General features: G+C 71.8%; 20 protein-coding genes and 2 pseudogenes. 15 read left to right on the top strand and 7 right to left on the bottom strand.

The window, feature by feature from the left end; genetic code table 11:
* Positions 1-184: 184 nt before the first annotated feature.
* Positions 185-1081, bottom strand: coding sequence for a biotin--[acetyl-CoA-carboxylase] ligase (locus V4Y04_RS23385; RefSeq protein ID WP_332430275.1), 897 nt, complete (start codon positions 1079-1081; stop codon positions 185-187).
* A gap of 267 nt (positions 1082-1348) precedes the next feature.
* Here V4Y04_RS23385 and V4Y04_RS23380 point away from each other — a divergent pair, with 267 nt between their 5' ends.
* From V4Y04_RS23380 to V4Y04_RS23365, 4 genes are all read left to right on the top strand, one after another.
* Entirely contained in the window at positions 1349-2953 is a 1605-nt protein-coding gene (locus tag V4Y04_RS23380; RefSeq protein ID WP_332430274.1) for an acyl-CoA carboxylase subunit beta, read from the top strand.
* 16 nt (positions 2954-2969) lie between these two features.
* Positions 2970-3182: an acyl-CoA carboxylase epsilon subunit gene (locus V4Y04_RS23375; protein WP_332430273.1), complete on the top strand. Its 213-nt coding sequence runs from the start codon at positions 2970-2972 to the stop codon at positions 3180-3182.
* A gap of 326 nt (positions 3183-3508) precedes the next feature.
* On the top strand, positions 3509-3637 hold the full coding sequence (gene mmpB / locus V4Y04_RS23370) for a morphogenic membrane protein MmpB (protein WP_332430272.1): 129 nt from the start codon (positions 3509-3511) through the stop codon (positions 3635-3637).
* A gap of 77 nt (positions 3638-3714) precedes the next feature.
* On the top strand, positions 3715-4341 hold the full coding sequence (locus tag V4Y04_RS23365; RefSeq protein ID WP_332430271.1) for a Maf family protein: 627 nt from the start codon (positions 3715-3717) through the stop codon (positions 4339-4341).
* Here V4Y04_RS23365 and V4Y04_RS23360 read toward each other — a convergent pair.
* Positions 4310-4834, bottom strand: coding sequence for a hypothetical protein (locus V4Y04_RS23360; RefSeq protein WP_332432974.1), 525 nt, complete (start codon positions 4832-4834; stop codon positions 4310-4312). The genes V4Y04_RS23365 and V4Y04_RS23360 overlap by 32 nt on opposite strands.
* Before the next feature lie 364 nt (positions 4835-5198).
* On the opposite strand from V4Y04_RS23360, the gene V4Y04_RS23355 reads away from it, so the two are divergent.
* The gene (locus tag V4Y04_RS23355) at positions 5199-6971 is read left to right on the top strand and encodes an acetyl/propionyl/methylcrotonyl-CoA carboxylase subunit alpha (protein ID WP_332430270.1); all 1773 of its coding nucleotides are present in this window, start codon (positions 5199-5201) and stop codon (positions 6969-6971) included.
* A gap of 131 nt (positions 6972-7102) precedes the next feature.
* Here V4Y04_RS23355 and V4Y04_RS23350 read toward each other — a convergent pair whose 3' ends face one another.
* Positions 7103-8065, bottom strand: a complete 963-nt coding sequence (locus V4Y04_RS23350; RefSeq protein WP_332430269.1) for a DeoR/GlpR family DNA-binding transcription regulator — start codon at positions 8063-8065, stop codon at positions 7103-7105.
* Between the two features lie 210 nt (positions 8066-8275).
* A complete protein-coding gene (locus V4Y04_RS23345) occupies positions 8276-9724 on the bottom strand; it encodes an NAD(P)H-quinone dehydrogenase (RefSeq protein ID WP_332430268.1) in 1449 nt (482 codons plus the stop codon).
* Between the two features lie 97 nt (positions 9725-9821).
* Between V4Y04_RS23345 and V4Y04_RS37805 the strand changes: the two are divergent.
* The 4 genes and pseudogenes from V4Y04_RS37805 to V4Y04_RS23330 form a co-directional block, all read left to right on the top strand.
* Positions 9822-9962: pseudogene (locus V4Y04_RS37805) on the top strand (gamma-glutamylcyclotransferase); the annotation flags it as partial.
* A gap of 105 nt (positions 9963-10067) precedes the next feature.
* A pseudogene (locus V4Y04_RS37800) lies at positions 10068-10370 on the top strand (gamma-glutamylcyclotransferase); the annotation flags it as partial.
* Between the two features lie 257 nt (positions 10371-10627).
* Positions 10628-11452: a purine-nucleoside phosphorylase gene (locus V4Y04_RS23335; protein ID WP_332430266.1), complete on the top strand. Its 825-nt coding sequence runs from the start codon at positions 10628-10630 to the stop codon at positions 11450-11452.
* A gap of 139 nt (positions 11453-11591) precedes the next feature.
* The gene (locus V4Y04_RS23330; RefSeq protein WP_332430265.1) at positions 11592-13238 is read left to right on the top strand and encodes a phospho-sugar mutase; all 1647 of its coding nucleotides are present in this window, start codon (positions 11592-11594) and stop codon (positions 13236-13238) included.
* A 136-nt stretch (positions 13239-13374) separates the two neighbouring features.
* On the opposite strand, the gene V4Y04_RS23325 is transcribed toward V4Y04_RS23330, so the two are convergent.
* A complete protein-coding gene (locus V4Y04_RS23325; RefSeq protein ID WP_332430264.1) occupies positions 13375-14199 on the bottom strand; it encodes a PH domain-containing protein in 825 nt (274 codons plus the stop codon).
* 247 nt (positions 14200-14446) lie between these two features.
* Between V4Y04_RS23325 and deoC the strand changes: the two genes are divergently transcribed.
* From deoC to V4Y04_RS23310, 3 genes are read left to right on the top strand one after another with little or no spacing between them, the layout of a single operon-like run.
* Complete coding sequence (deoC, locus tag V4Y04_RS23320; protein WP_332432973.1) at positions 14447-15445, top strand: deoxyribose-phosphate aldolase; 999 nt, start codon at positions 14447-14449, stop codon at positions 15443-15445.
* A gap of 5 nt (positions 15446-15450) precedes the next feature.
* Entirely contained in the window at positions 15451-17046 is a 1596-nt protein-coding gene (locus tag V4Y04_RS23315; RefSeq protein ID WP_332430263.1) for an aldehyde dehydrogenase family protein, read from the top strand.
* Positions 17039-17995: an aldehyde dehydrogenase family protein gene (locus V4Y04_RS23310; protein WP_332430262.1), complete on the top strand. Its 957-nt coding sequence runs from the start codon at positions 17039-17041 to the stop codon at positions 17993-17995. The genes V4Y04_RS23315 and V4Y04_RS23310 overlap by 8 nt, the downstream gene beginning before the upstream one ends.
* A 112-nt stretch (positions 17996-18107) precedes the next feature.
* Here the strand turns inward: V4Y04_RS23310 and V4Y04_RS23305 are convergent, their stop codons facing one another.
* Positions 18108-18515, bottom strand: a complete 408-nt coding sequence (locus tag V4Y04_RS23305; RefSeq protein WP_332430261.1) for a hypothetical protein — start codon at positions 18513-18515, stop codon at positions 18108-18110.
* A gap of 143 nt (positions 18516-18658) precedes the next feature.
* Here V4Y04_RS23305 and V4Y04_RS23300 point away from each other — a divergent pair, with 143 nt between their 5' ends.
* Positions 18659-19330, top strand: coding sequence for a uridine kinase (locus V4Y04_RS23300; protein WP_443080068.1), 672 nt, complete (start codon positions 18659-18661; stop codon positions 19328-19330).
* Between the two features lie 295 nt (positions 19331-19625).
* Here the strand turns inward: V4Y04_RS23300 and V4Y04_RS23295 are convergent, their stop codons facing one another.
* The gene (locus tag V4Y04_RS23295) at positions 19626-20378 is read right to left on the bottom strand and encodes a SigE family RNA polymerase sigma factor (RefSeq protein WP_332430259.1); all 753 of its coding nucleotides are present in this window, start codon (positions 20376-20378) and stop codon (positions 19626-19628) included.
* Positions 20379-20645: 267 nt separating this feature from the next.
* Between V4Y04_RS23295 and afsQ1 the strand changes: the two genes are divergently transcribed.
* Together afsQ1 and V4Y04_RS23285 are read left to right on the top strand one after the other, a co-directional pair.
* The gene (afsQ1, locus tag V4Y04_RS23290; RefSeq protein WP_332432972.1) at positions 20646-21323 is read left to right on the top strand and encodes a two-component system response regulator AfsQ1; all 678 of its coding nucleotides are present in this window, start codon (positions 20646-20648) and stop codon (positions 21321-21323) included.
* Positions 21320-23137 carry an ATP-binding protein gene (locus V4Y04_RS23285; RefSeq protein ID WP_332430258.1) on the top strand — a complete coding sequence of 606 codons (1818 nt, stop codon included), beginning with the start codon at positions 21320-21322 and terminating at the stop codon, positions 23135-23137. The genes afsQ1 and V4Y04_RS23285 overlap by 4 nt, the downstream gene beginning before the upstream one ends.
* The last annotated feature ends 10 nt before the right edge of the window (positions 23138-23147 follow it).

The following is a 23147-nucleotide window of genomic DNA, read 5'->3' as shown; positions in this document are numbered from 1 at the left end:
GCCATGTCTCGACCGGCCTCAACTCTACGGCAGGTGTGCCCCAGCTCACTCCGTCCGGTCGCGCCGACGGGAGGCACGACCGGCGCACCCGGCATCGGGGTACCCACCGTACGCATCCGCACCCGTGCCCGCGTGCGCCCCTCACCCGCCCCCCGGGTCAACGGGGTCCACGGGACGGCGGGGCCTACGGGACGACGGGGCGTACGTGCACGATGTCGCCCGCCCCCACCGGTTCCTGGACCCCCTCCTCCGTGGCCAGCACCAGGCGCCCGTCCCCGTCGACGGCGACCGCCTCGCCCACCAGCACCCGGTCGCCCGGCAGCTCGGCCCGCACCGCCCGCCCGAGGGTCGCGCACCCCGCCGTGTACGTCTCCTGCAGGCCGCTCGCGGCCGGGTCGCCGCCTGCCGTCCGCCAGCGCCCGTACCAGTCCTCCAGCGACCGCAGCACGCCCCGCAGCAGGGGGTCCCGGTCCGTGGTCACCGCGCCCGCCAGTGCCAGGGACCCGGCGGTGGGCACCGGCAGTTCGTCGGCGCGCAGGCTGACATTGACTCCGACGCCGATCACCACCCCGCCGTCCCCGGCCCGCTCCGCGAGGATTCCGGCGGCCTTGCGCTCCTCGCCGCCGACGGTGACGAGGAGGTCGTTGGGCCACTTCAGGGCCGTGTCGATGCCCGCCGTCCGGGACAGTCCGGTGGCCACCGCGACGCCTGTGAGCAACGGCAGCCAGCCCCAGCGGGCCACCGGCACCTCGACGGGCCTGAGCAGGACGGAGAAGAAGAGGCCGGAGCGGGCCGGGGCCGTCCACTGCCGGTCCAGGCGGCCCCGCGCGGCGGTCTGCTCCTCCGCGACGAGCACGGACCCCTCGTCGGCCGTCCCCTTCTCGGCACGGGCCACCAGGTCGGAGTTGGTGGAACCGGTGCGCTGCACCACGTCGATCTGCCGCCACAGCCCGCCGTCGCGCACCAGGCCCCTGCGCAGGCCGACGGCGTTCAGCGGCGGGCGGTCGAGGTCGGTCCAGCGTCCCGGGGCCGGCGGGAGGGCCGGGCCGGTCGGGTCATCGTCATCCGGTGGCTTCGTCATACCGCCAGCCTAGGTACGACGTCCTCCGCCCCGCATCGGGGACGGATCAGGAGAACAGATCATCGGGTCGGGCCCGGGGGACGGATCATGAGGGCGGATCAGGGGGCCGGATCGCGAGGGCGGATCAGGGGCGGGCCCGAGTCCGTTGCCCGGTCTGTGAAGGGGGGTGCGGTGTGGGAAACACCGCACTGCCGATCCGCAGGGCCCCCACTACGCTACGGATGAGTAACCGTCCCCCCTTTTGAGCAGGCAGGGAGCCGTATCCCGATGTCCGAGCCGGAAGTGCAGCAGCCCGACATTCGTACGACCGCGGGCAAGCTCGCGGACCTCCAGCGGCGCATTCACGAGGCGACGCACGCCGGTTCGCAACGGGCCGTGGAGAAGCAGCACGCCAAGGGCAAACTGACGGCCCGTGAGCGGATCGATCTGCTGCTCGACGAGGGGTCGTTCGCCGAGCTGGACGAGTTCGCCCGGCACCGTTCCACCGACTTCGGGCTGGAGGCCAACCGTCCCTACGGCGACGGCGTCGTCACCGGGTACGGCACGGTCGACGGCCGTCCCGTCGCCGTGTTCTCACAGGACTTCACGGTCTTCGGCGGGGCGCTGGGCGAGGTGTACGGACAGAAGATCGTCAAGGTCATGGACTTCGCCCTGAAGACCGGCTGCCCGGTCATCGGGATCAACGACTCCGGCGGCGCCCGGATCCAGGAGGGCGTGGCCTCGCTGGGCGCCTACGGCGAGATCTTCCGCCGCAACACCCACGCCTCCGGGGTGATCCCGCAGATCAGCCTGGTCGTCGGCCCGTGCGCGGGCGGCGCGGTCTACTCCCCCGCGATCACCGACTTCACGGTCATGGTCGATCAGACCTCGCACATGTTCATCACCGGCCCCGACGTCATCAAGACGGTCACCGGCGAGGACGTCGGCTTCGAGGAGCTGGGCGGCGCCCGCACCCACAACACCGCCTCGGGCGTGGCCCACCACATGGCCGGGGACGAGAAGGACGCCATCGAGTACGTCAAGCAGCTGCTGTCGTACCTGCCGTCCAACAACCTCTCCGACCCCCCGGCCTACCCGGAGGAGGCGGACCTCACCGTCACCGCCGAGGACCGCGAGCTGGACACGATCGTCCCGGACAGCGCGAACCAGCCCTACGACATGCACACGGTGATCGAGCACATCCTGGACGACGGCGAGTTCCTCGAGACGCAGCCGCTGTTCGCGCCGAACATCGTCACCGGCTACGGCCGGGTGGAGGGCCGCCCGGTCGGCATCGTCGCCAACCAGCCGATGCGGTTCGCCGGGTGCCTGGACATCACCGCCTCCGAGAAGGCGGCCCGCTTCGTGCGCACCTGCGACGCCTTCAACGTGCCGGTGCTGACCTTCGTCGACGTGCCCGGTTTCCTGCCCGGTGTCGACCAGGAGCACGACGGCATCATCCGGCGCGGCGCCAAGCTGATCTTCGCGTACGCGGAGGCGACCGTCCCGCTGATCACCGTCATCACCCGCAAGGCCTTCGGCGGCGCCTACGACGTCATGGGCTCCAAGCACCTGGGCGCCGACCTCAACCTGGCGTGGCCCACCGCGCAGATCGCGGTGATGGGCGCCCAGGGCGCCGTCAACATCCTGCACCGCCGCACCCTCACCCAATCGCAGTCCGCCGGAGAAGGAGAAGCGGCGGCCACCCGCGCCCGGCTGATCCAGGAGTACGAGGACGCGCTGCTCAACCCCTACGCGGCGGCCGAACGCGGCTACATCGACGCGGTGATCATGCCGTCCGACACCCGCCGCCACATCGTCCGCGGACTGCGCCAGCTGCGCACCAAACGAGAATCCCTGCCCCCGAAGAAGCACGGCAACATCCCCCTCTGAACCTGTTGGAGCCACCATGACGATCAAGGTCGTACGGGGCAACCCGACCCCGGAGGAACTCGCCGCCGCACTGGCGGTGGTCCGCGCACGCGCCGCGGCGGCGTCCGCCGTGCCGTCCGGCGCGCCCGCTCCCCGCGACTCCTGGTCCGACCCGTCCCGCCTCGCCGGCCGGCTCCTGCCCCGGCCGGGGCAGGCGGCCTGGTCGCGGACGTACTGGCCGGGGGCCTAGGGCGTCCGGCGGATCATGCCGGAGACGCGGGGGCCGGCACGCCCTCCCCCAAGCTCTTCGAGCAGGGGGGACCCCCAGCGGCGTTGTCGTCACTCGCCGACTCCCCCGAGCTCTCGACGAGCTCGAGCAGGGGGTACCCCCATCGTGTCTACTCCCTCCTCCGGCTTGATCCGCCGGACAGACCCTGGAGCCCGAGCCCGAGCCCGAGCCCGTCGTCCGGATCGGGCCGGGCTCGCGGGCCCCGCGTGATGACCGCGCCGGCATGCCGGGAAGTTGAGTACGCGTACTCAGGCGGTGCCGGGACGGGCGGCCGGACGATGGAGAGCATGCTGTGGTCCGACCCCGAGAACGAACCGCCGAAGGAACTGCGGGATGCGCAGGAGATGCTGCGGCGGCTGGGCGTTCTCGTGGCGCTGGCCATGGTGCTGGCGATGATCGTGATCGGCGTGCGGTGAGGCGTGCGGTCGTCGGGCGGCCGGGCGGGGCGTCCGGCCGCCACGCCGGGGGGCGGATCCGCCGATACGCTGATCGCATGACAGATCAGCCCCGCCGTCGGCTCGTGCTCGCCTCCCAGTCCCCCGCCCGGCTCGGGCTGCTCCGCCAGGCCGGACTCACCCCCGAAGTGATCGTCAGCGGAGTCGACGAGGACGCCGTCACCGCGCCCACCCCGGCCGAGCTGGCCCTCGCCCTCGCCGAGGCGAAGGCCTCCGTGGTCGCGGCGAAGCCGGAGGCGCTGGGCGCCCTGGTGATCGGCTGCGACTCGGTGCTCGAACTGGACGGGCGGGCCCTGGGCAAGCCCGCGGACGCGGAGGAGGCCACCGCGCGCTGGAAGTCGATGCGGGGCCGCGCGGGCATCCTCCAGACCGGCCACTGCGTCTACGACACCACCGCGGACGGCAGCCGGTACGCCTCCGCCACCGCGTCGACCGTCGTCCGCTTCGGCGAGCCCTCGGACGAGGAGATCGCCGCCTACGTCGCGTCCGGCGAACCGCTCCATGTCGCGGGGGCGTTCACCCTGGACGGCCGCTCGGCCCCGTTCATCGAGGGCATCGACGGCGACCACGGAAACGTCATCGGCATCAGCCTGCCGCTGGTGCGCCGTCTGCTGGCCCGGCTGGGCGTGGGCATCACGCAGCTGTGGGCGCCGCCGGAGAGGTGACCGGGGACCCGTCGTCACCGGATCCACCGCCCCCGCCCGCGGGTACGGCGGGTCCGGTGACGTCTGCGGGTCCGGTGACGTCGGCGGGTCCTCCGAGGCGGCCCTCGGGGTCGTACGTCATCAGGAGCAGCACGATGAGGGCGAGCACCGTCACCATGGAGAGGAACGCGGACGCGCCGACCAGTCCCCACGCGAAGGCACCCAGCAGCGCGTGCACCACGGCGGCGCTGATCAGCAGGGCCCGGCCCGCCCCGGCGGGCGCGCGGTCGCGCAGGGCGACCAGCAGCGCGACGAGGCCGCACAGGGCGAAACAGAGCCCGAGGACGACGCCGGAGGCCTTCGAGGACACCGACGTCATGTGCGGGTCGAGGCCTGCCAGTGACATGTGCTGCCGGTCGACGACGACCCCGAGCAACCAGTTCAGGGCGGCGACGCCGAGCCCTTCGGCGAAGAGCACGAGTGCCACGATCCACGCCACCGGCCTGCGGACCACCGGCCCCCGCCCACTTCCGAGCACGACTGTGGTTACCCCGAGTGCGTTCGAGGCAGCGCGAACGTTACTGATAAGTAAAGCCAGGGACAAGGGTCCCGCGAACGGCAAAGAATCATTGGGCCATTCGTAGGGACTCGACAAAAAAACAGAGTGGGCCGCAGCACGCTCTCACAGAGACCTTGACCACATGGGACGGTTAGGGTTTCCCGGAGGAGTCTTGCGTACCAAGGTGTGACATGGGATTTCGCGGGTCGAGCGAGCCTCGAATCACGCTCCGTGTGGGCAAGCTCACCCTTGGGGACGGGTCGTAGTGCCGTGTCGGCAGTCCCTAAACTCGGCTTGATTCAAGGAGGGAGCCTCAATCGTGCGCAAGGTGCTCATCGCCAACCGTGGCGAAATCGCTGTCCGCGTGGCCCGAGCCTGTCGGGATGCCGGTATCTCGAGCGTGGCCGTCTACGCGGACCCGGACCGGGACGCTCTGCATGTCCGCGCCGCGGACGAGGCGTTCGCCCTGGGCGGTGACACTCCCGCGACCAGCTATCTCGACATCGACAAGGTGCTGAAGGCCGCCCGCGAATCGGGGGCCGACGCCCTCCACCCCGGCTACGGCTTCCTCTCCGAGAACGCCGGCTTCGCCCAGGCCGTCCTCGACGCCGGACTGGTCTGGATCGGCCCGCCGCCGCAGGCCATCCGCGACCTCGGCGACAAGGTCGCCGCCCGCCACATCGCCCAGCGCGCCGGCGCGCCCCTGGTCGCGGGCACCCCCGACCCGGTCTCCGGCGCCGACGAGGTCGTCGCCTTCGCGAAGGAGCACGGCCTGCCCATCGCGATCAAGGCCGCGTTCGGCGGTGGCGGCCGCGGCCTGAAGGTCGCCCGCACCCTCGAGGAGATCCCCGAGCTGTACGACTCCGCGGTCCGCGAGGCGGTGGCCGCCTTCGGCCGCGGCGAGTGCTTCGTCGAGCGCTACCTCGACCAGCCGCGGCACGTGGAGACCCAGTGCCTGGCCGACACCCACGGCAACGTGGTCGTCGTCTCCACCCGCGACTGCTCGCTGCAGCGCCGGCACCAGAAGCTGGTCGAGGAGGCCCCGGCGCCGTTCCTGTCCGACGCGCAGACCGCAGAGCTGTACGCGGCGTCCAAGGCCATCCTCAAGGAGGCCGGCTACGTCGGCGCCGGCACGGTGGAGTTCCTGGTCGGCGCCGACGGCACGATCTCCTTCCTGGAGGTCAACACCCGCCTCCAGGTGGAACACCCGGTCACCGAGGAGGTCGCCGGCGTCGACCTGGTGCGCGAGATGTTCCGCATCGCCGACGGCGAGGCACTCGGCTACGACGACCCGCCGCTGCGCGGCCACTCCTTCGAGTTCCGCATCAACGGCGAGGACCCGGGCCGCGGCTTCCTGCCCGCCCCCGGCACCGTCACCACGTTCGCCCCGCCGACCGGCCCGGGCGTGCGCCTGGACACTGGCGTCGAACCCGGCAGCGTGATCGGCCCGGCCTGGGACTCCCTGCTGGCCAAGCTGATCGTCACCGGCCGCACCCGTCAGGAAGCGCTCCAGCGGGCGGCCCGCGCCCTGGACGAGTTCCAGGTCGAGGGGATGGCCACCGCCATCCCCTTCCACCGCGCCGTGGTCAGGGACCCCGCGTTCGCCCCCGAGCTCACCGGCTCCGCCGATCCCTTCACGGTCCACACCCGCTGGATCGAGACCGGGTTCGTCAACGAGATCAAACCCTTCACCGCGGCCGTGGACACCGAGACCGACGAGGAGGCCGACCGCGAGACGGTCGTCGTCGAGGTCGGCGGCAAACGCCTGGAGGTCTCCCTGCCCGTCTCGCTGGGCATGTCGCTGGCCCGCACCGGCCTCGCGGCCGGGGCCAAACCCAAACGCCGCGCGGCGAAGAAGTCCGGTCCCGTCGCCTCCGGCGACACCCTCGCCTCCCCGATGCAGGGCACCATCGTCAAGATCGCGGTGGAGGAGGGCCAGCAGGTCAAGGAAGGCGACCTCGTCGTCGTCCTGGAGGCCATGAAGATGGAACAGCCGCTGAACGCCCACCGCTCCGGCACCGTCAAGGGCCTCAGCGCACAGGTCGGCGCCTCCGTCACCTCCGGCGCGGCCATCTGCGAGATCAAGGACTGATCCGTACGACGCACGAGGCGCCCGGCGGACCAGGTAGGTCCGCCGGGCGCCTCGTGCGTACGGGCCCACCTCAGGTCTACGCGGCTATCGAGTGCCCACGGGCCACCCCGCGTTCACCGCCTGCCGTGTGCTCACCGTCTGCGCAGGTCCGCGACCCGTGCCCGCTCCGTGTTCTGGGCCTGCTCGGCCGCTCCCAGGCCCACCGCCGACCGCAGTCCCGGACCCTGTCGACGGGGCCCCGGCAGCGGCATGTCCCGGCGCTGCTGCTGACGTGCCGGGGCCCCGTCACCCCCCGGGCCCGCGGTGCCTCCCGGCGCTCCGGCCACGGCGATCTGGACGCCCTGGTCGGCGAGCGCCTGCAACTCCGTGCCCGCGCGGTCGTCGTGCGCGGGCGGCTCGTCCGTCACCAGGCGGGTGATGAGGTCCGTGGGCACGGTCTGGAACATGGTGTCCATGCCGAGCTTGCCGTGGTCGGCGAGGACCACCACCTCCGCGGCGGCCTGCACCAGCGCCCGGTCGACGGAGGCCGACAGCATGTTGGACGTGGACAGCCCGCGCTCGGCGGTCAGCCCGCTGCCGGAGAGGAAGGCCCTGGACACCCGCAGCCCCTGGAGGGACTGTTCGGCACCGCTGCCGACGAGGGCGTAGTTCGAACCGCGCAGCGTGCCGCCGGTCATCACGACCTCGACCCGGTTGGCGTGCGCCAGCACCTGGGCCACGAGCAGGGAGTTGGTGACGACGGTCAGCCCGGGCACCCGGGCCAGCCGGCGCGCCAGCTCCTGCGTGGTGGTGCCCGCACCGACCACGACGGCCTCGCCCTCCTCCACGAAACTCGCGGCGAGGTCGGCGATGGCGGTCTTCTCGGCGGTCGCGAGATGGGACTTCTGCGGGAAGCCGGACTCTCGCGTGAAACCACCCGGCAGTACCGCACCGCCATGCCGTCGGTCGAGGAGTCCTTCTGCCTCCAGCGCGCGCACGTCCCGCCGTACGGTCACTTCGGAGGTCTGGACGACGCGGGCGAGTTCACGGAGCGACACGGCCCCGTTCGCTCGCACCATTTCGAGGATCAATTGGCGACGTTCTGCAGCGAACACGAAACTGACAGTAACTCCAGCGACCGTCCACTTTCAGCACTTTACGCTGAATAGCAGAAGTTGTTCGCACACCCGACCGTCAAGTGGTATAAGCGCCAAGTGATGGCTTGGTTGTGTCGCTCATACCGCACACACGTCCCGCAACTCCCTGTGACCAACGGGGAGTTGACGGCGAGTCGGTAAGGCCTCGGCGGGGCCGGGCCGGGCTCGTCAGGCTTCCCCGGGCACCTTCCGCGTGTGCAACTGCCGTGCCACCTCGGCGATCGAACCCGACAGCGAGGGGTACACGGTGAAGGCGTTCGCGATCTGCTCGACCGTCAGGTTGTTGTCGACCGCGAGCGAGATGGGGTGGATCAGCTCCGAGGCGCGTGGTGCGACCACGACGCCGCCCACCACGATCTCGGTGCCCGGCCGGCAGAAGATCTTGACGAACCCGTCGCGGATGCCCTGCATCTTCGCGCGGGGGTTGCGCAGCAGCGGCAGCTTCACGACCCGCGCCTCGATCTTGCCCGCGTCGACGTCGGCCTGGGTGTAGCCGACGGTGGCGATCTCCGGGTCGGTGAACACGTTCGACGAGACGGTCTTCAGGTTCAGCGGGGCGACCGCGTCGCCCAGGAAGTGGTACATGGCGATGCGTCCCTGCATCGCCGCCACCGACGCCAACGCGAAGACCCCGGTGACGTCACCGGCCGCGTACACGCCGGGGGCGCCGGTACGGGAGACCCGGTCGGTCCAGATGTGCCCCGAGTCGCGCAGCCTGACCCCGGCCTCCTCGAGCCCCATGCCCGCGGAGTTCGGGACGGCGCCCACCGCCATCAGGCAGTGCGACCCGGTGATGACCCGCCCGTCCGCGAGCGTCACCTCCACCCGGTCCCCGACCCGTTTGGCGGACTGGGCGCGCGAGCGCGCCATGACGTTCATCCCGCGGCGGCGGAAGACGTCCTCCAGCACCACGGCGGCGTCCGGGTCCTCGCCCGGCAGCACCCGGTCGCGCGACGACACGAGCGTGACCTTCGAGCCCAGCGCCTGGTACGCGCCGGCGAACTCGGCACCGGTCACACCGGAACCGACCACGATGAGCTCCTCGGGGAGCTCGTTCAGGTCGTACACCTGGGTCCAGTTCAGGATGCGCTCGCCGTCCGGCCTGGCGTCGGCCAGTTCGCGCGGGTGGCCGCCGGTGGCGATGAGCACCGCGTCGGCGGTCAGCGTCTCCTCGGTCCCGTCGGCGGCCCGGACGACGACCTTGCGCGATCCGTCCAGGGCCTGCATGCCCTCGAGCCGTCCGCGGCCGCGCAGCACCCGCGCGCCGGCCCGCGTCACGGACGCGGTGATGTCGTGCGACTGGGCCAGGGCCAGCCGCTTCACACGGCGGTTCACCTTGCCCAGGTCCACGCCCACCACTCGGGCGGCCTGCTCGATGTGCGGGGTGTCGTCGGCGACGATGATGCCCAGTTCCTCGTAGGAGGAGTCGAAGGTGGTCATCACCTCGGCCGTGGCGATCAGAGTCTTGGACGGCACGCAGTCGGTGAGGACCGACGCCCCGCCCAGGCCGTCACTGTCGACGACGGTCACCTCCGCGCCGAGCTGAGCGGCCACCAGCGCCGCTTCGTATCCGCCGGGTCCGCCACCGATGATCACGATCCGAGTCACGTACTCCATTGTCCCGCACACTTCACCGTGCGACCGCCCCGGGGTCCGGCCGTGGCTCCCTTGTTACCGGAGTGGCCCTCGGTGCGGCTGCCGTACGCTCTCCACCATGTCGCTCTACGCCGCGTACGCCGGCAACCTCGACGCGCGGCTGATGTCCCGCCGCGCCCCGCATTCGCCGCTGCGTGCCACCGGTTGGCTGAACGGGTGGCGGCTGACCTTCGGGGGCGACACCTGGGGTCTTCCCTGGCCGGACGGACCGGACGGCGGCCTGTCTGCCGAGGACGGAACCGGGACAGGAGTCGGGAGCGGAACCGGGTTCGGGAGCGGAACCGGGAACCCGAAGGAGAGCGGGGCCGGGGCGCTCGCGACGATCGTCGAGGACCACTTCGCACAGGTCTTCGTCGCGCTGTACGACATCGCCCCCATGGACGAGGAGTCCATGGACCGCTGGGAGGGCACGAGCCTGGACATATACCGGCGCACCCGCGTCCGCGTGCACACCCTGGACGGCGAGGAATCCGCCTGGACCTACGTCCTGAACACCTACGAGGGCGGTCTGCCCTCGGCCCGCTACCTGGGCCAGGTCGCCGACGCGGCGGAATCCGCGGGCGCGCCCCACGACTACGTGATGGAACTGCGCAAGCGCCCCTGCTGAGCGCGGGCGCTCACACGGAGCGGCTTCGCGCACCGGCCCGTGGGGCCCGCCCGTGGACGCTTCCTCCTTGACGTCGCCCGTGCGACGCCGCCCGTACGACGGTGGGCGCGATGGCGGGCGCGACGGCGGGCGCGCGACGGCGGGCATCGGATTCGACCCGTTCCCCGCCTCCTCGCCGGAAACGACAGGACAACGATCGCAAGCCCGTGAGCTACGACATCTACGCGCGTAGGCGAACACCGGCTACTCTCATCCGCGTGAACGCTTCTCTTCTTCCGGACGACATCCAGGGCGACCCCCACGCCGCAGCCGACGCCGCAGCCGCGCGCCTGCGTGAGCTCACGGGCGCCGAGACCCACGACGTCGCCCTCGTGATGGGCTCCGGCTGGGCACCGGCCGTGGACGCCCTCGGCACCCCCGACGCCGAGTTCCCGGTCACCGAGCTGCCCGGTTTCCCGCCGCCCGCGGTCGAGGGCCACGGGGGCACGATCCGGTCCTACCGCATCGGCACCAAGCGCGCCCTGGTCTTCCTGGGCCGCACCCACTACTACGAGGGCCGCGGCGTGGCCTCCGTCGCGCACGGCGTCCGCACCGCCGTCGCCGCCGGCGCCAAGACGGTCGTCCTGACCAACGGCTGCGGCGGACTGCGCGAGGGCATGCGCCCCGGCCAGCCGGTCCTGATCAGCGACCACATCAACCTCACCGCCACCTCCCCCATCGTCGGTGCCAACTTCGTCGACCTCACCGACCTGTACTCCCCGCGGCTGCGGGCCCTGTGCAAGGAGATCGACGCGAGCCTGGAGGAGGGCGTCTACGCCCAGTTCCCCGGCCCGCACTACGAGACCCCGGCGGAGATCCGCATGGCACGGGTGATCGGAGCGGACCTCGTGGGCATGTCGACGGTGCTCGAGGCCATCGCGGCGCGGGAGGCGGGCGCCGAGGTGCTCGGCATCTCCCTGGTCACCAACCTCGCCGCCGGTATGACCGGTGAACCCCTCAACCACGAGGAGGTCCTCCAGGCAGGCCGCGACTCGGCCACCCGGATGGGCACCCTCCTGACCCAGGTACTGGGCCGCCTGTAGGGGAACCCCCTCCGGCAGGACCCCTTCTCCCGGCGCCCTTCCGCGGGGCCCGTGCCGGGCCCCGCGCCCGGGGCCCTGCGACGGGGCCTCTTCGCGGGGCGGGACGACACAACGAACCATTCGAGAGGCTGACCGACACGTGCACGACGACCTGACCGCTCGCGCCCGCACCTGGCTCGCCGAGGACCCCGACCCCGAGACCCGCGCGGAACTCGCGGCGCTCCTCGACGCCGGCGACGTCACCGAACTCACCGCCCGTTTCAGCGGCACCCTCCAGTTCGGCACCGCGGGCCTGCGCGGCGAGCTGGGTGCCGGCCCCCAGCGGATGAACCGCACCGTCGTCATCCGCGCCGCCGCCGGCCTCGCCGCGTACCTCGAGCGGCAGGGGCACACCGGCGGCCTCGTCGTGATCGGTTACGACGCCCGCCACAAGTCGGCGGACTTCGCCCGCGACACCGCCGCCGTCATGACGGGCGCCGGGCTCCGGGCCGCCGTCCTGCCCCGGCCCCTGCCCACGCCGGTGCTCGCCTTCGCCGTACGGCACCTCGGCGCGGTCGCCGGGGTCGAGGTCACCGCCAGTCACAACCCGCCCCGCGACAACGGTTACAAGGTGTACCTCGGCGACGGCTCCCAGATCGTCCCCCCGGCCGACGCGGAGATCGCCGCCGAGATCGCGGCCGTCGGGTCCCTGAACGACGTACCCCGCCCCGACGCCGGCTGGGAGACCCTGGACGACTCCGTCCTGGACGCCTACCTCGCCCGCACGGACGCGGTCCTGGCCGAGGGCTCCCCCCGTACCGCCCGCACGGTCTACACGGCGATGCACGGCGTCGGCAAGGACGTTCTGCTCGCCGCCTTCGCGCGGGCCGGTTTCCCCGAACCGGTCCTGGTCGCCGAGCAGGCCGAACCCGACCCTGACTTCCCCACCGTCGCGTTCCCCAACCCGGAGGAGCCCGGGGCGATGGACCTGGCCTTCGCGGCGGCCCGTGAGGCGGAGCCGGACCTGGTCATCGCCAACGACCCGGACGCCGACCGCTGCGCCGCGGCCGTCAAGAACCTGAGCACGAGCGGTGACGGCGGCTGGCGCATGCTGCGCGGCGACGAGGTGGGGGCGCTGCTCGCCGCCCATCTGGTCCGCCGCGGGGCGACCGGCACGTTCGCCGAGTCGATCGTCTCGTCGTCCCTCCTCGCCCGCATCGCCGAGCAGGCGGGTCTGCCGTACGAGGAGACGCTGACCGGCTTCAAGTGGATCGCCAGGGTCGAGGGCCTGCGCTACGGCTACGAGGAGGCGCTGGGCTACTGCGTCGACCCGGACGGCGTCCGCGACAAGGACGGCATCACGGCCGCTCTGCTCCTCACCGAGCTGGCGTCCGAGCTGAAGGAGGAGGGCCGCACCCTCCTGGACCTCCTCGACGACCTCGCCGTGACCCACGGCCTGCACGCCACCGACCAGCTCTCCGCCCGCGTCGAGGACCTCTCCCTCATCGCGGACGCGATGCGCCGGCTGCGGGAGAACCCCCCGGCCGAACTGGCCGGCCTGCCGGTCACCGAGGCCGAGGACCTGACCCGGGGCACGGACGCCCTGCCGCCCACCGACGGCCTGCGTTACGCCCTCCGGGGCGCCCGCGTCATCGTCCGTCCGAGCGGTACGGAGCCCAAGCTGAAGTGCTACCTGGAGGTCGTCGTCCCGGTCACCGCCCGGGACGATCTTCCCGCGGCCCGCACCGAGGCGGCGGCCCTGCTGACCGCGATCAAGCGGGACCTGAAGGCGGCGGCCGGCATCTGAGCGACCGGCGTGGGGACCACACGCCGGAGAACGCACGGGAGAACGCGCGGGGAAGCATGCGGAAAAGCGTCAGGAGGGGCTGCCGGATCCGGCAGCCCCTCCTGACGTACCGCGCCCCCCGGTCGGCCGAGGTCCCTCAGCCGAGCCCCAGCAGGACCGCCAGCAGCACGGCGCCGGCCACCGAGGGGGCGATGATCTCGTAGGACCACCGCACGCTCGCCTCGCCCTGCGCGCCCGCCCCGCTTCCACGGCTCTCGTGCAGCTCACGCAGTTCGTCCATCGAGCGGTCGGTCTGCGCCCGCTCGACCTGCCGGTCCGAGACGCCCGCGGCGGAACTCCCGCGCCGGGCCGCGCCCCCTCCCAGGGATGCCTCGGCGCCCAGCGCCCGGTCCCCCATGGCCCGCAGGTCCCGCCGTGACGCCTTCTTGCGGGCCCGCAGCGACACGGGCAGGGCCCACAGCTGGTACTTGTCGCCCTCGTCCGAGAAGACCTCGTTGGTGTAGCCGGAGCGCAGCGAGACCACCCGCCCCCAGGGCAGCGTGATCGTGCGGAAGGGGTTGCGGACGCGCAGCCGGTCCTCGTTGGCGTACACCGCGGGGACCAGGGTGTAGGCGGCTACCAGGGGCACGAGGAACAGCAGCGCGGCGAGCGCCAGCCACGGGGTGTCGCCCTCACCGACGACCACGGCGTCGACACCGAGCCAGCAGGCGAGGCCGAGGATCAGCACGCCGCCGACGAACCCCGAGGTCGACCGGTAGACCCGGTCGGCGTACTTGGGCTCCGAGGCCGCCGATCCCTCCGACGCCGCTGAAGCCGCTGCCGGAGAGTCCGCGGGTTCCGACGCCGCCGAAGACTCCGACGGTTCGGAGGAGGTGGCGGAGTCGGCAGAGTCGGCGGGCTCGGTGGACTGGGCAGGCTCGGTGGGCTCCCGGTCGGACGGCTGAGGCTCGGGGGTCGTCATGCCCCCGATTCTGCCCGACGCCCGCATCCGCGCAGGCAGGCGGTGGGCAGGGACAGGGCGGAAACCCGGCGGGGACAAGGGCGGAAACCCGGCGGGGGCAAGGCGGGGATCCGGCGGGGGCAAGGCGGGGATCCGGCGGGGGCAAGGCGGGGATCCGGCGGAAACAAGGACGGGGCCCGCCCCTGTCCCCGGACCGGCCGAAGGGCTGTACAGCCGCTACGCGCGTAGATATGCTCGGCTGGTGACCATGTCCTCCACTGCACCCACCTCCCCCCAGCCCTCACCGGCACCCGAGCGAGGCGGTGCTCCCGCCGCGCTGAGTGACGTCACCGCGTCCGACAGCGCGCTGCGCCGCTTCCTGCACGGACTGCCCGGCGTCGACGCGGTCGGTCTGGAGGCGCGTGCCGCCTCTCTCGGCACCCGCTCGATCAAGACGACCGCGAAGGCGTACGCCATCGACCTCGCCATCTCGATGGTCGACCTGACGACGCTGGAAGGCGCGGACACGCCGGGCAAGGTCCGGGCGCTCGGCGCGAAGGCGGTCCGCCCCGACCCGTCCGACCGTACGGCCCCCGCCGCGGCCGCGGTCTGCGTCTACCCCGACATGGTGACCACGGCCAAGGAGGCCGTCGCCGGCTCCACGGTCAAGGTGGCCTCCGTCGCGACCGCCTTCCCGGCCGGCCGCGCCCCACTCGCCGTCAAGCTGGCCGACGTCCGGGAGGCCGTCGCCGCCGGTGCCGACGAGATCGACATGGTCATCGACCGCGGCGCGTTCCTCGCGGGGAACTACCGGAAGGTGTTCGACGAGATCACCGCCGTGAAGGAGACCTGCGGGACGAGCGCCCGGCTGAAGGTCATCTTCGAGACGGGCGAGCTGTCGACGTACGACAACATCCGCCGGGCGAGCTGGCTCGGCATGCTGGCCGGCGCGGACTTCATCAAGACCTCGACCGGCAAGGTGGCGGTGAACGCCACGCCCGCGAACACGCTCCTGATGCTGGAGGCGGTCCGCGACTTCCGCGCGCAGACCGGGGTCCAGGTCGGTGTGAAGCCGGCCGGCGGTATCCGCACCACCAAGGACGCGATCAAGTTCCTCGTCCTGGTCAACGAGACCGTCGGCGAGGACTGGCTGGACAACCACTGGTTCCGCTTCGGCGCCTCCTCGCTTCTGAACGACCTGCTGATGCAGCGCCAGAAGCTGGCCACCGGCCGCTACTCCGGCCCCGACTACGTGACGGTGGACTGATCACCATGACCAAGAAGACCAAGAAGACCAGGCAGGCAGCCGTCGAGGCGGCCACCGAGGCCGACGGGACCACCGCCGCCGCCATGTCGGCCACACGCACCACGCGGAGCGCAACGGCCGCACAGGTCACGCAGACCCCACAGGCCACGCAGGCCGTGCCGAAGCGGCCGTCCGTGTTCGAGTACGCACCGGCGCCCGAGTCCCGCGCGGTCGTCGACATCGCCCCGTCCTACGGCCTGTTCATCGACGGCGAGTTCACCGAGGCGGCCGACGGCCGGGTCTTCAAGACCGTCAGCCCCGCCACCGAGGAGGTCCTCTCCGAGGTCGCGCAGGCCGGTGAGGCGGACGTGGACCGCGCGGTGAAGGCGGCGGGGAAGGCCTTCGCGACCTGGTCGGCGCTGCCCGGCGCCGAACGGGCCAAGTACCTGTTCCGCATCGCCCGGATCATCCAGGAGCGCAGCCGCGAGCTGGCCGTCCTGGAGACGCTGGACAACGGCAAGCCGATCAAGGAGACCCGGGACGCCGACCTGCCCCTGGTCGCCGCGCACTTCTTCTACTACGCGGGCTGGGCCGACAAGCTCGACCACGCCGGCTACGGAGCCGACCCGCGCCCCCTGGGCGTGGCCGGCCAGGTCATTCCCTGGAACTTCCCGCTGCTCATGCTCGCGTGGAAGATCGCCCCGGCGCTCGCCACCGGCAACACGGTCGTCCTCAAGCCGGCCGAGACCACCCCCCTCTCCGCCCTGTTCTTCGCGGACGTCTGCCGCCAGGCGGGTCTGCCCCGGGGCGTCGTCAACATCCTTCCCGGATACGGCGACGCGGGCGCCGCGCTGGTCGCCCACCCGGACGTGAACAAGGTCGCCTTCACCGGCTCCACGGCGGTCGGCAAGCAGATCGCGCGGACCGTCGCCGGGACCCGCAAGAAGCTCACGCTCGAACTCGGCGGCAAGGGCGCCAACATCGTCTTCGACGATGCCCCGATCGACCAGGCCGTCGAGGGCATCGTGAACGGCATCTTCTTCAACCAGGGCCAGGTCTGCTGCGCGGGCTCCCGCCTGCTGGTCCAGGAGTCGATCCACGACGAGCTGCTCGACTCCCTCAAGCGCAGGCTCTCCACCCTGCGCCTGGGCGACCCGCTGGACAAGAACACCGACATCGGCGCGATCAACTCCGCGGAGCAGCTCGCGCGGATCACCTCGCTCGTCGAACAGGGCGAGGCGGAGGGCGCCGAGCGCTGGTCGGTGCCCTGCGAACTCCCCGAGAACGGCTACTGGTTCGCGCCGACGCTGTTCACCGGCGTCACCCAGGCGCACACGGTCGCGCGGGACGAGATCTTCGGCCCGGTGCTGTCCGTCCTCACCTTCCGCACCCCGGACGAGGCCGTCGCCAAGGCCAACAACACGCCGTACGGCCTGTCGGCGGGCATCTGGACGGAGAAGGGCTCCCGCATCCTGGCCGTGGCGAACAAGCTCCGCGCGGGTGTCGTCTGGTCCAACACGTTCAACAAGTTCGACCCCACCTCGCCGTTCGGCGGCTACAAGGAGTCGGGATTCGGCCGCGAGGGCGGCCGCCACGGCCTGGAGGCGTACCTCGATGTCTGAGAAGACCGGCAAGAACGTGAAGACCGACACGGCCGACGCAGCCGACACGGCCGGCCGGACCGGGCAGCGGCGGCTGAGCGTCTTCAAGACCTACAAGCTGTACGTCGGCGGGAAGTTCCCGCGTTCCGAGAGCGGCCGGGTGTACGAGGTGACGGACTCGAAGGGCAACTGGCTGGCGAACGCCCCGCTGTCGTCCCGCAAGGACGCCCGTGACGCGGTGGTCGCCGCCCGCAAGGCGTTCGGCGGCTGGTCTGGGGCGACGGCGTACAACCGCGGTCAGGTCCTCTACCGTGTCGCGGAGATGCTGGAGGGCCGCCGGGAGCAGTTCGCCGCGGAGGTCGCCGACGCGGAGGGCCTGTCACAGGCGCAGGCCGCGGCGCAGGTGGACGCGGCGGTCGACCGCTGGGTCTGGTACGCGGGCTGGACCGACAAGATCGCCCAGATCGTCGGCGGCGGGAACCCGGTCGCGGGCCCGTTCTTCAACCTGTCCTCCCCCGAACCGACCGGCGTGGTCACCGTCCTGGCGCCCCAGGAGTCGTCCTTCCTGGGCCTGGTCTCGGTGATCGCCCCGGTGATCGCCACGGGCAACACGGCGGTCGTGGTGGCCTCGGAGAAGTTCCCGCTGCCCGCGCTGTCGCTCGGCGAGGTCCTGGCCACCTCCGACGTGCCGGGCGGTGTGGTCAACATCCTGTCCGGCCGTACGGCGGAGATCGCCGCGCCGCTGGCCGCGCACCAGGACGTCAACGCGATCGACCTGGCGGGCGCCGACGAGGCGCTCGCGAAGGAACTGGAGATCGCCGCGGCCGACAACCTCAAGCGCGTCCTGCGTCCACAGCCTGTGGACAACTGGACGGCGACGCCGGGCACCGACCGCATGACGGCGTTCCTGGAGACCAAGACGGTCTGGCACCCGACGGGTTCACTGGGCGCCTCGGGCTCCGCCTACTGACGGAGAAGCCGCCGCAGCCCGGAGAGCCGCGCCCCCGTCCGGAAGGGGCGCGGCTCTCCGGACGCTCCGGACGCTCCGGGTATTCCGTATGTTCCGGTGAACGCGCCGTGGCTCAGCCGCCCAGTATTCCGGTCGCCTGCCCGGCGACCGGAATGCCGTCGACCGACTCCGCCTGGGCCACCGGGCCGGTCAGGTCCTGGGAGGACACCGGCCTGAAATCGGCGACCTGGGTGCCGACGCCGTTGTCGAGCGGGTCGACGCCCGTACCGGCCAGCGGGTTGGGCTTCAGGCCGGAGACCGGGCCCGCGACATGGCCGACCGTGCCCGTCAGGGGCTGGACACCGGCCTGCGGGTCGACGGCGCCGAGCGACGCGGGACGCGTGGTGCGCGGGCCCTGGGTCGCCTCCGAGTCCACCGCTGCCGCCGTCGTCGCGCTCGCTCCCAGGGCCACTCCCGCGGTCGCCAGGGCGACCAGGGCGCGCCGGGCGGCCGGCTTCCGGGGTGCTGCGTGTCGGGCCATCGCTGCTTCCACCTCTTGCCTTCACCGACTCACTCCCAGCGAGTAATCGGGTCGGTGCGCAGCGTAGTTGAGATGTGGTACGCGCCTCAAAACGGACCCGTACGGTCGTACAACACCCGTTCGATGCCTCAGACTGGTGTCCCGTGAGTTCCCAGTCGCCCTTCTCCGCGCGTGTCGTGCTGCTCTGCGGCCCCTCCGGCTCCGGCAAGTCCCTCCTCTCGGCCCGCTCCGGCCTGCCCGTGCTGCGGCTCGACGATTTCTACAAGGAGGGCGACGACCCGTCCCTGCCCCTCGTGACGGGCAGTTCCGACATCGACTGGGACCACCCCGGCTCCTGGGACGCGGACGCCGCCGTCGCCGCGATCGACCGGCTGTGCCGTACGGGCCGCACAGATGTGCCCGTCTACGACATCGGGCTGAGCGCCCGTACGGGCGCGTCGCACGTGGACTTCGGCGCCGCCCCGCTGTTCATCGCGGAGGGCATCTTCGCCGCGGAGATCGTCACGCGCTGCGGCGAACTGGGCCTCCTGGCCGACGCGCTGTGCCTGAGCCGGGGTCCGGTGAAGACCTTCCGCCGCCGCTTCCTGCGGGACCTCAGGGAGGGCCGCAAGTCCGTGCCGCTCCTGCTGCGCCGCGGCTGGCGGCTGATGCGGCTGGAGCGGTCGATCGTCGCCCGCCAGACCGCGCTCGGCGCCCACGCCTGCGACCGCGACGAGGCCCTGACCCGCCTGGCGGCCGCGCGGGGCGGCAGCGGGCGGGTCGAAACCGGTACGGCCGCGGCTCATACGGCCGCACAGCCGGCACAGCCCGCGTAGTCCGCACAGCTCGCACAGCCGCCACTACACCGACCTGACCCACCGCACACGACCCCCTCGCACACAGAAGCGGGACCGGAAGGCCCCCCGGCCTTCCCGTCCCGCTCCCCTGTGCTCCCCCGTATCCCCTCGGGCTCCCCCGGATCCCTTGCGGCTCCCCCACTCCGCGGTGACGTCCCCCGACGTCCTCGCGTCCCCCGTTACTCGTTCCCCCGGATTCACCCGGTTCCCCTGGAGATCCCCCGATCCCCTCGGTTTCCCGTTTCCCCCGTGCCCCCGGGCTCCCCCCGTACCTTCAGGCGACCAACTCGCCGAAGGCGTCCTCCTCGTCACGGCCGAAGCTGAGAACCTCGTCGTCGCGCAGCCGGCGGAGCGACCGCCAGATGCTCGACTTCACCGTGCCGACACTGATGCCGAGGATGTCCGCGATCTCCGGGTCCGTACGGCCCTCGTAGTAGCGCAGGACCAGCATGGTGCGCTGGAGCTCCGGCAGCCGGGCCAGCGCCTGCCACAGGACCGCGCGCAGCTCGGTGCCCCGCATCGCGTCCGTGTCGCCCACCGTCTCCGGCAGTTCCTCGGTCGGGTATTCGTTCAGCTTGCGGCGGCGCCACGCGCTGATGTGCAGGTTGGTCATGGTGCGGCGGAGGTATCCGCCGACCGCGGCCTTGTCACTGATCCGGTCCCACGCCCGGTAGGTCGAGAACAGTGCGCTCTGCAGCAGGTCCTCGGCCTCGAAGCGGTCGCCGGTCAGGTGATAGGCGGTCGCGTACAGGGAGGCTCGCCGCTCCTGGACGTAGGTGGTGAATTCCACCTCCGCCGGTGAACGGCGCTCCCCCTGCTCCTCCCCGTACGCGTTTCCCCCGTGCGTTTCCCCCGTGTTCCCCGTGCCCCCCGTGGGCGCGTCGATCACCGTCATGAAGCCGGTGTGACGCCCGGTGCCGCGACCGCACCCCCGTTTGGTCGCGGCACCGGCCTTCTCGCCACCCCGGTGCACGTCGTGCAGGCGCGTGACAACTGCGCTGGTGCTGATGCCGTGCAGCGTGCTCATCTCGCGCCCCCCGTCGTGGACTTCCGGTGTGTTCGCCTTGCGGTGCCGCTCGCCGTCCTGCCGATGACGAGAATCCTGCCCGGGCGACTTCATCGCCGTGTCCGCCGACTGTCACAGACCTGTCACAGGAGCCGTCCGTGATGCGGAGCCGTCACCGCGCACACCTTCTTCACACGCGTCGGTGCGCGTAGCCGCTCTTATCCGGTCCCAACGGGCATCTGCCCCCACGGGTCGGACAGGGAGCCCTCCATGGGCCAGAATGATGCTGTGCCTTCCCTGTTGCTGATCGAGGACGACGACGCCATCCGCACGGCCCTGGAGCTCTCACTGACGCGCCAGGGTCACCACGTGGCGACCGCTGCCAGCGGTGAGGACGGTCTGAAGCTGCTGCGCGAGCAGCGGCCGGATCTGATCGTGCTGGACGTGATGCTGCCCGGCATCGACGGATTCGAGGTGTGCCGGCGCATCCGGCGCACCGACCAGTTGCCGATCATTCTGCTGACCGCCCGCAACGACGACATCGACGTCGTGGTCGGCCTGGAGTCCGGCGCCGACGACTACGTGGTCAAACCCGTACAGGGCAGGGTGCTGGACGCCCGGATCCGGGCGGTGCTGCGCCGCGGGGAGCGGGAGTCCAGCGACTCGGCGAGCTTCGGCAGCCTGGTCATCGACCGTTCGGCGATGACCGTGACGAAGAACGGCGAGGACCTGCAGCTGACGCCGACCGAGCTGCGCCTGCTGCTCGAACTGAGCCGGCGTCCGGGCCAGGCACTGTCCCGGCAGCAGTTGCTGCGACTGGTGTGGGAGCACGACTACCTGGGTGACTCGCGGCTCGTGGACGCCTGCGTCCAGCGGCTGCGCGCCAAGGTCGAGGACGTGCCGTCGTCCCCGACCTTGATCCGTACGGTGCGGGGCGTGGGCTACCGGCTGGACCCGCCCCAGTGACACAGAAGCACCAAGAGCAACAGGAACACCGGGAGCAACAGGGCGGGTCCCGCGGCTGGTCCGCGGCGCGCAAGGGCGTCTGGTCCCGGCTGCGCTTCACCAGTCTGCGGCTGCGGCTCGTCGTCGTCTTCGGGCTGGTCGCGCTCACCGCCGCGGTGTCCGCGTCGGGCATCGCGTACTGGCTCAACCGCGAGGCGGTGCTCACCCGCGCGCAGGACGCGGTCCTGGGCGACTTCGAGCAGGAGATGCAGAACCGGGCGGGTGCGCTGCCCGAGCAGCCGACGCAGGAGGAACTGCAGTACACCGCGGGACAGATGGCCAACAGCAGCCAGCGGTTCTCGGTACTGCTGATCGCCGAGGACCCCGAGGGCCGTACCGTGTACGGCGGTTCGGGCGGGCTGAGCGGCTTCTCGCTGCAGGACGTACCGGTCTCGCTGCGCGAGGCGGTGAACGAGCGGCAGAAGATCACCTCGACCAACAAGTACGCGTACCACCTGTACTGGCAGCGGATCGTCGACGACGGCACCCCCTACCTGATGGCGGGCACCCGGACGATCGGCGGCGGGCCGACCGGTTTCATGCTCAAGTCGCTGGAGCCGGAGGCCAAGGACCTCAACTCGCTCGCCTGGTCGCTGGGGATCGCCACCGGGCTCGCGCTGATCGGCTCCGCGCTGCTGGCGCAGGTCCTGGCGACGACCGTGCTGAAGCCGGTGCAGCGGCTCGGGACAGCCGCCCGGCGGCTCGGCGAGGGCAAGCTGGACACCCGGCTGCGGGTGTCGGGCACGGACGAACTGGCCGATCTGTCACGAACGTTCAACAAGGCGGCCGAGGCGCTGGAGAAACGGGTGGCCGACATGGCCGCCCGGGACGAGGCGTCCCGCCGGTTCGTCGCGGACATGAGCCACGAGCTGCGCACCCCGCTGACCGCGATCACGGCCGTGACGGAAGTCCTCGAGGAGGAGCTGGAGTTCGAGGGCGGCGGCATCGCCCCGATGGTCGAGCCCGCCGTACGGATCGTGGTCAGTGAGACGCGGCGGCTCAACGACCTGGTCGAGAACCTGATGGAGGTCACCCGCTTCGACGCGGGCACCGCCCGTCTCGTCCTCGACGACGTCGACATCGCCGACCAGATCACCGCCTGCATCGACGCCCGTGCCTGGCTGGACGCGGTCGAACTGGACGCGGAGCGCGGCATCCACGCCCGGATCGACCCGCGCCGGCTGGACGTGATCCTCGCCAACCTCATCGGCAACGCGCTCAAGCACGGCGGCTCGCCGGTGCGGGTGTCGGTGCGGGAGGAGAGCGGGGACGGGAACGAAGACGGGGACGGGAGCGGAGGCAACCCCTCGGACGGCGCGGACGGCGCGAGCGGTACCGAGGCAGCGGCAGACGAAGCCGCGGACGCCGGGGCGGATCCCGGGACCGGCACCGAAGGCGGAGGCGGAGGCACGGTGATCATCGAGGTGCGGGACCAGGGGCCGGGCATCCCCGAGGACGTCCTGCCGCATGTCTTCGACCGCTTCTACAAGGCCAGTGCCTCCCGGCCGCGTTCCGAGGGCAGCGGGCTCGGTCTGTCCATCGCGCTGGAGAACGCCCATGCCCACGGCGGCGAGATCACCGCGGTCAACGCCCCCGAAGGCGGCGCGGTCTTCACGCTCTGGCTGCCCCGCGACGTCTCCGTGCTGATGGAGGAGGAGACCGAGGGCACCGAAGGCACCAAGGACGCGCGGAAGCGCACGGGCGGCACCTCCGGGAAGGCCCGCGGCGGCAAGGGCGGCGCCCTGCGTGAGAACGCCGAGGGGGACGCCCGGTGAACGGACGACC

This window comes from Streptomyces sp. P9-A2 (genome assembly GCF_036634175.1).
Lineage (GTDB): Bacteria > Actinomycetota > Actinomycetes > Streptomycetales > Streptomycetaceae > Streptomyces > Streptomyces pratens.
The sequence above is the reverse complement of the archived record's forward strand: the minus strand, read 5'-3'. Positions and strand labels throughout refer to the sequence as shown.

Bases quoted from the DNA above. Each gene is read 5' to 3' on its own strand.
- V4Y04_RS23385 (WP_332430275.1), bottom strand. From the start codon at position 1,081: ATGACGAAGCCACCGGATGACGATGACCCGACCGGCCCGGCCCTCCCG.
- V4Y04_RS23380 (WP_332430274.1), top strand. From the start codon at position 1,349: ATGTCCGAGCCGGAAGTGCAGCAGCCCGACATTCGTACGACCGCGGGC.
- V4Y04_RS23375 (WP_332430273.1), top strand. From the start codon at position 2,970: ATGACGATCAAGGTCGTACGGGGCAACCCGACCCCGGAGGAACTCGCC.
- mmpB (WP_332430272.1), top strand. From the start codon at position 3,509: ATGCTGTGGTCCGACCCCGAGAACGAACCGCCGAAGGAACTGCGGGAT.
- V4Y04_RS23365 (WP_332430271.1), top strand. From the start codon at position 3,715: ATGACAGATCAGCCCCGCCGTCGGCTCGTGCTCGCCTCCCAGTCCCCC.
- V4Y04_RS23345 (WP_332430268.1), bottom strand. From the start codon at position 9,724: ATGGAGTACGTGACTCGGATCGTGATCATCGGTGGCGGACCCGGCGGA.
- V4Y04_RS23325 (WP_332430264.1), bottom strand. From the start codon at position 14,199: ATGACGACCCCCGAGCCTCAGCCGTCCGACCGGGAGCCCACCGAGCCT.
- deoC (WP_332432973.1), top strand. From the start codon at position 14,447: ATGTCCTCCACTGCACCCACCTCCCCCCAGCCCTCACCGGCACCCGAG.
- V4Y04_RS23315 (WP_332430263.1), top strand. From the start codon at position 15,451: ATGACCAAGAAGACCAAGAAGACCAGGCAGGCAGCCGTCGAGGCGGCC.
- V4Y04_RS23310 (WP_332430262.1), top strand. From the start codon at position 17,039: ATGTCTGAGAAGACCGGCAAGAACGTGAAGACCGACACGGCCGACGCA.
- V4Y04_RS23305 (WP_332430261.1), bottom strand. From the start codon at position 18,515: ATGGCCCGACACGCAGCACCCCGGAAGCCGGCCGCCCGGCGCGCCCTG.
- V4Y04_RS23295 (WP_332430259.1), bottom strand. From the start codon at position 20,378: ATGAGCACGCTGCACGGCATCAGCACCAGCGCAGTTGTCACGCGCCTG.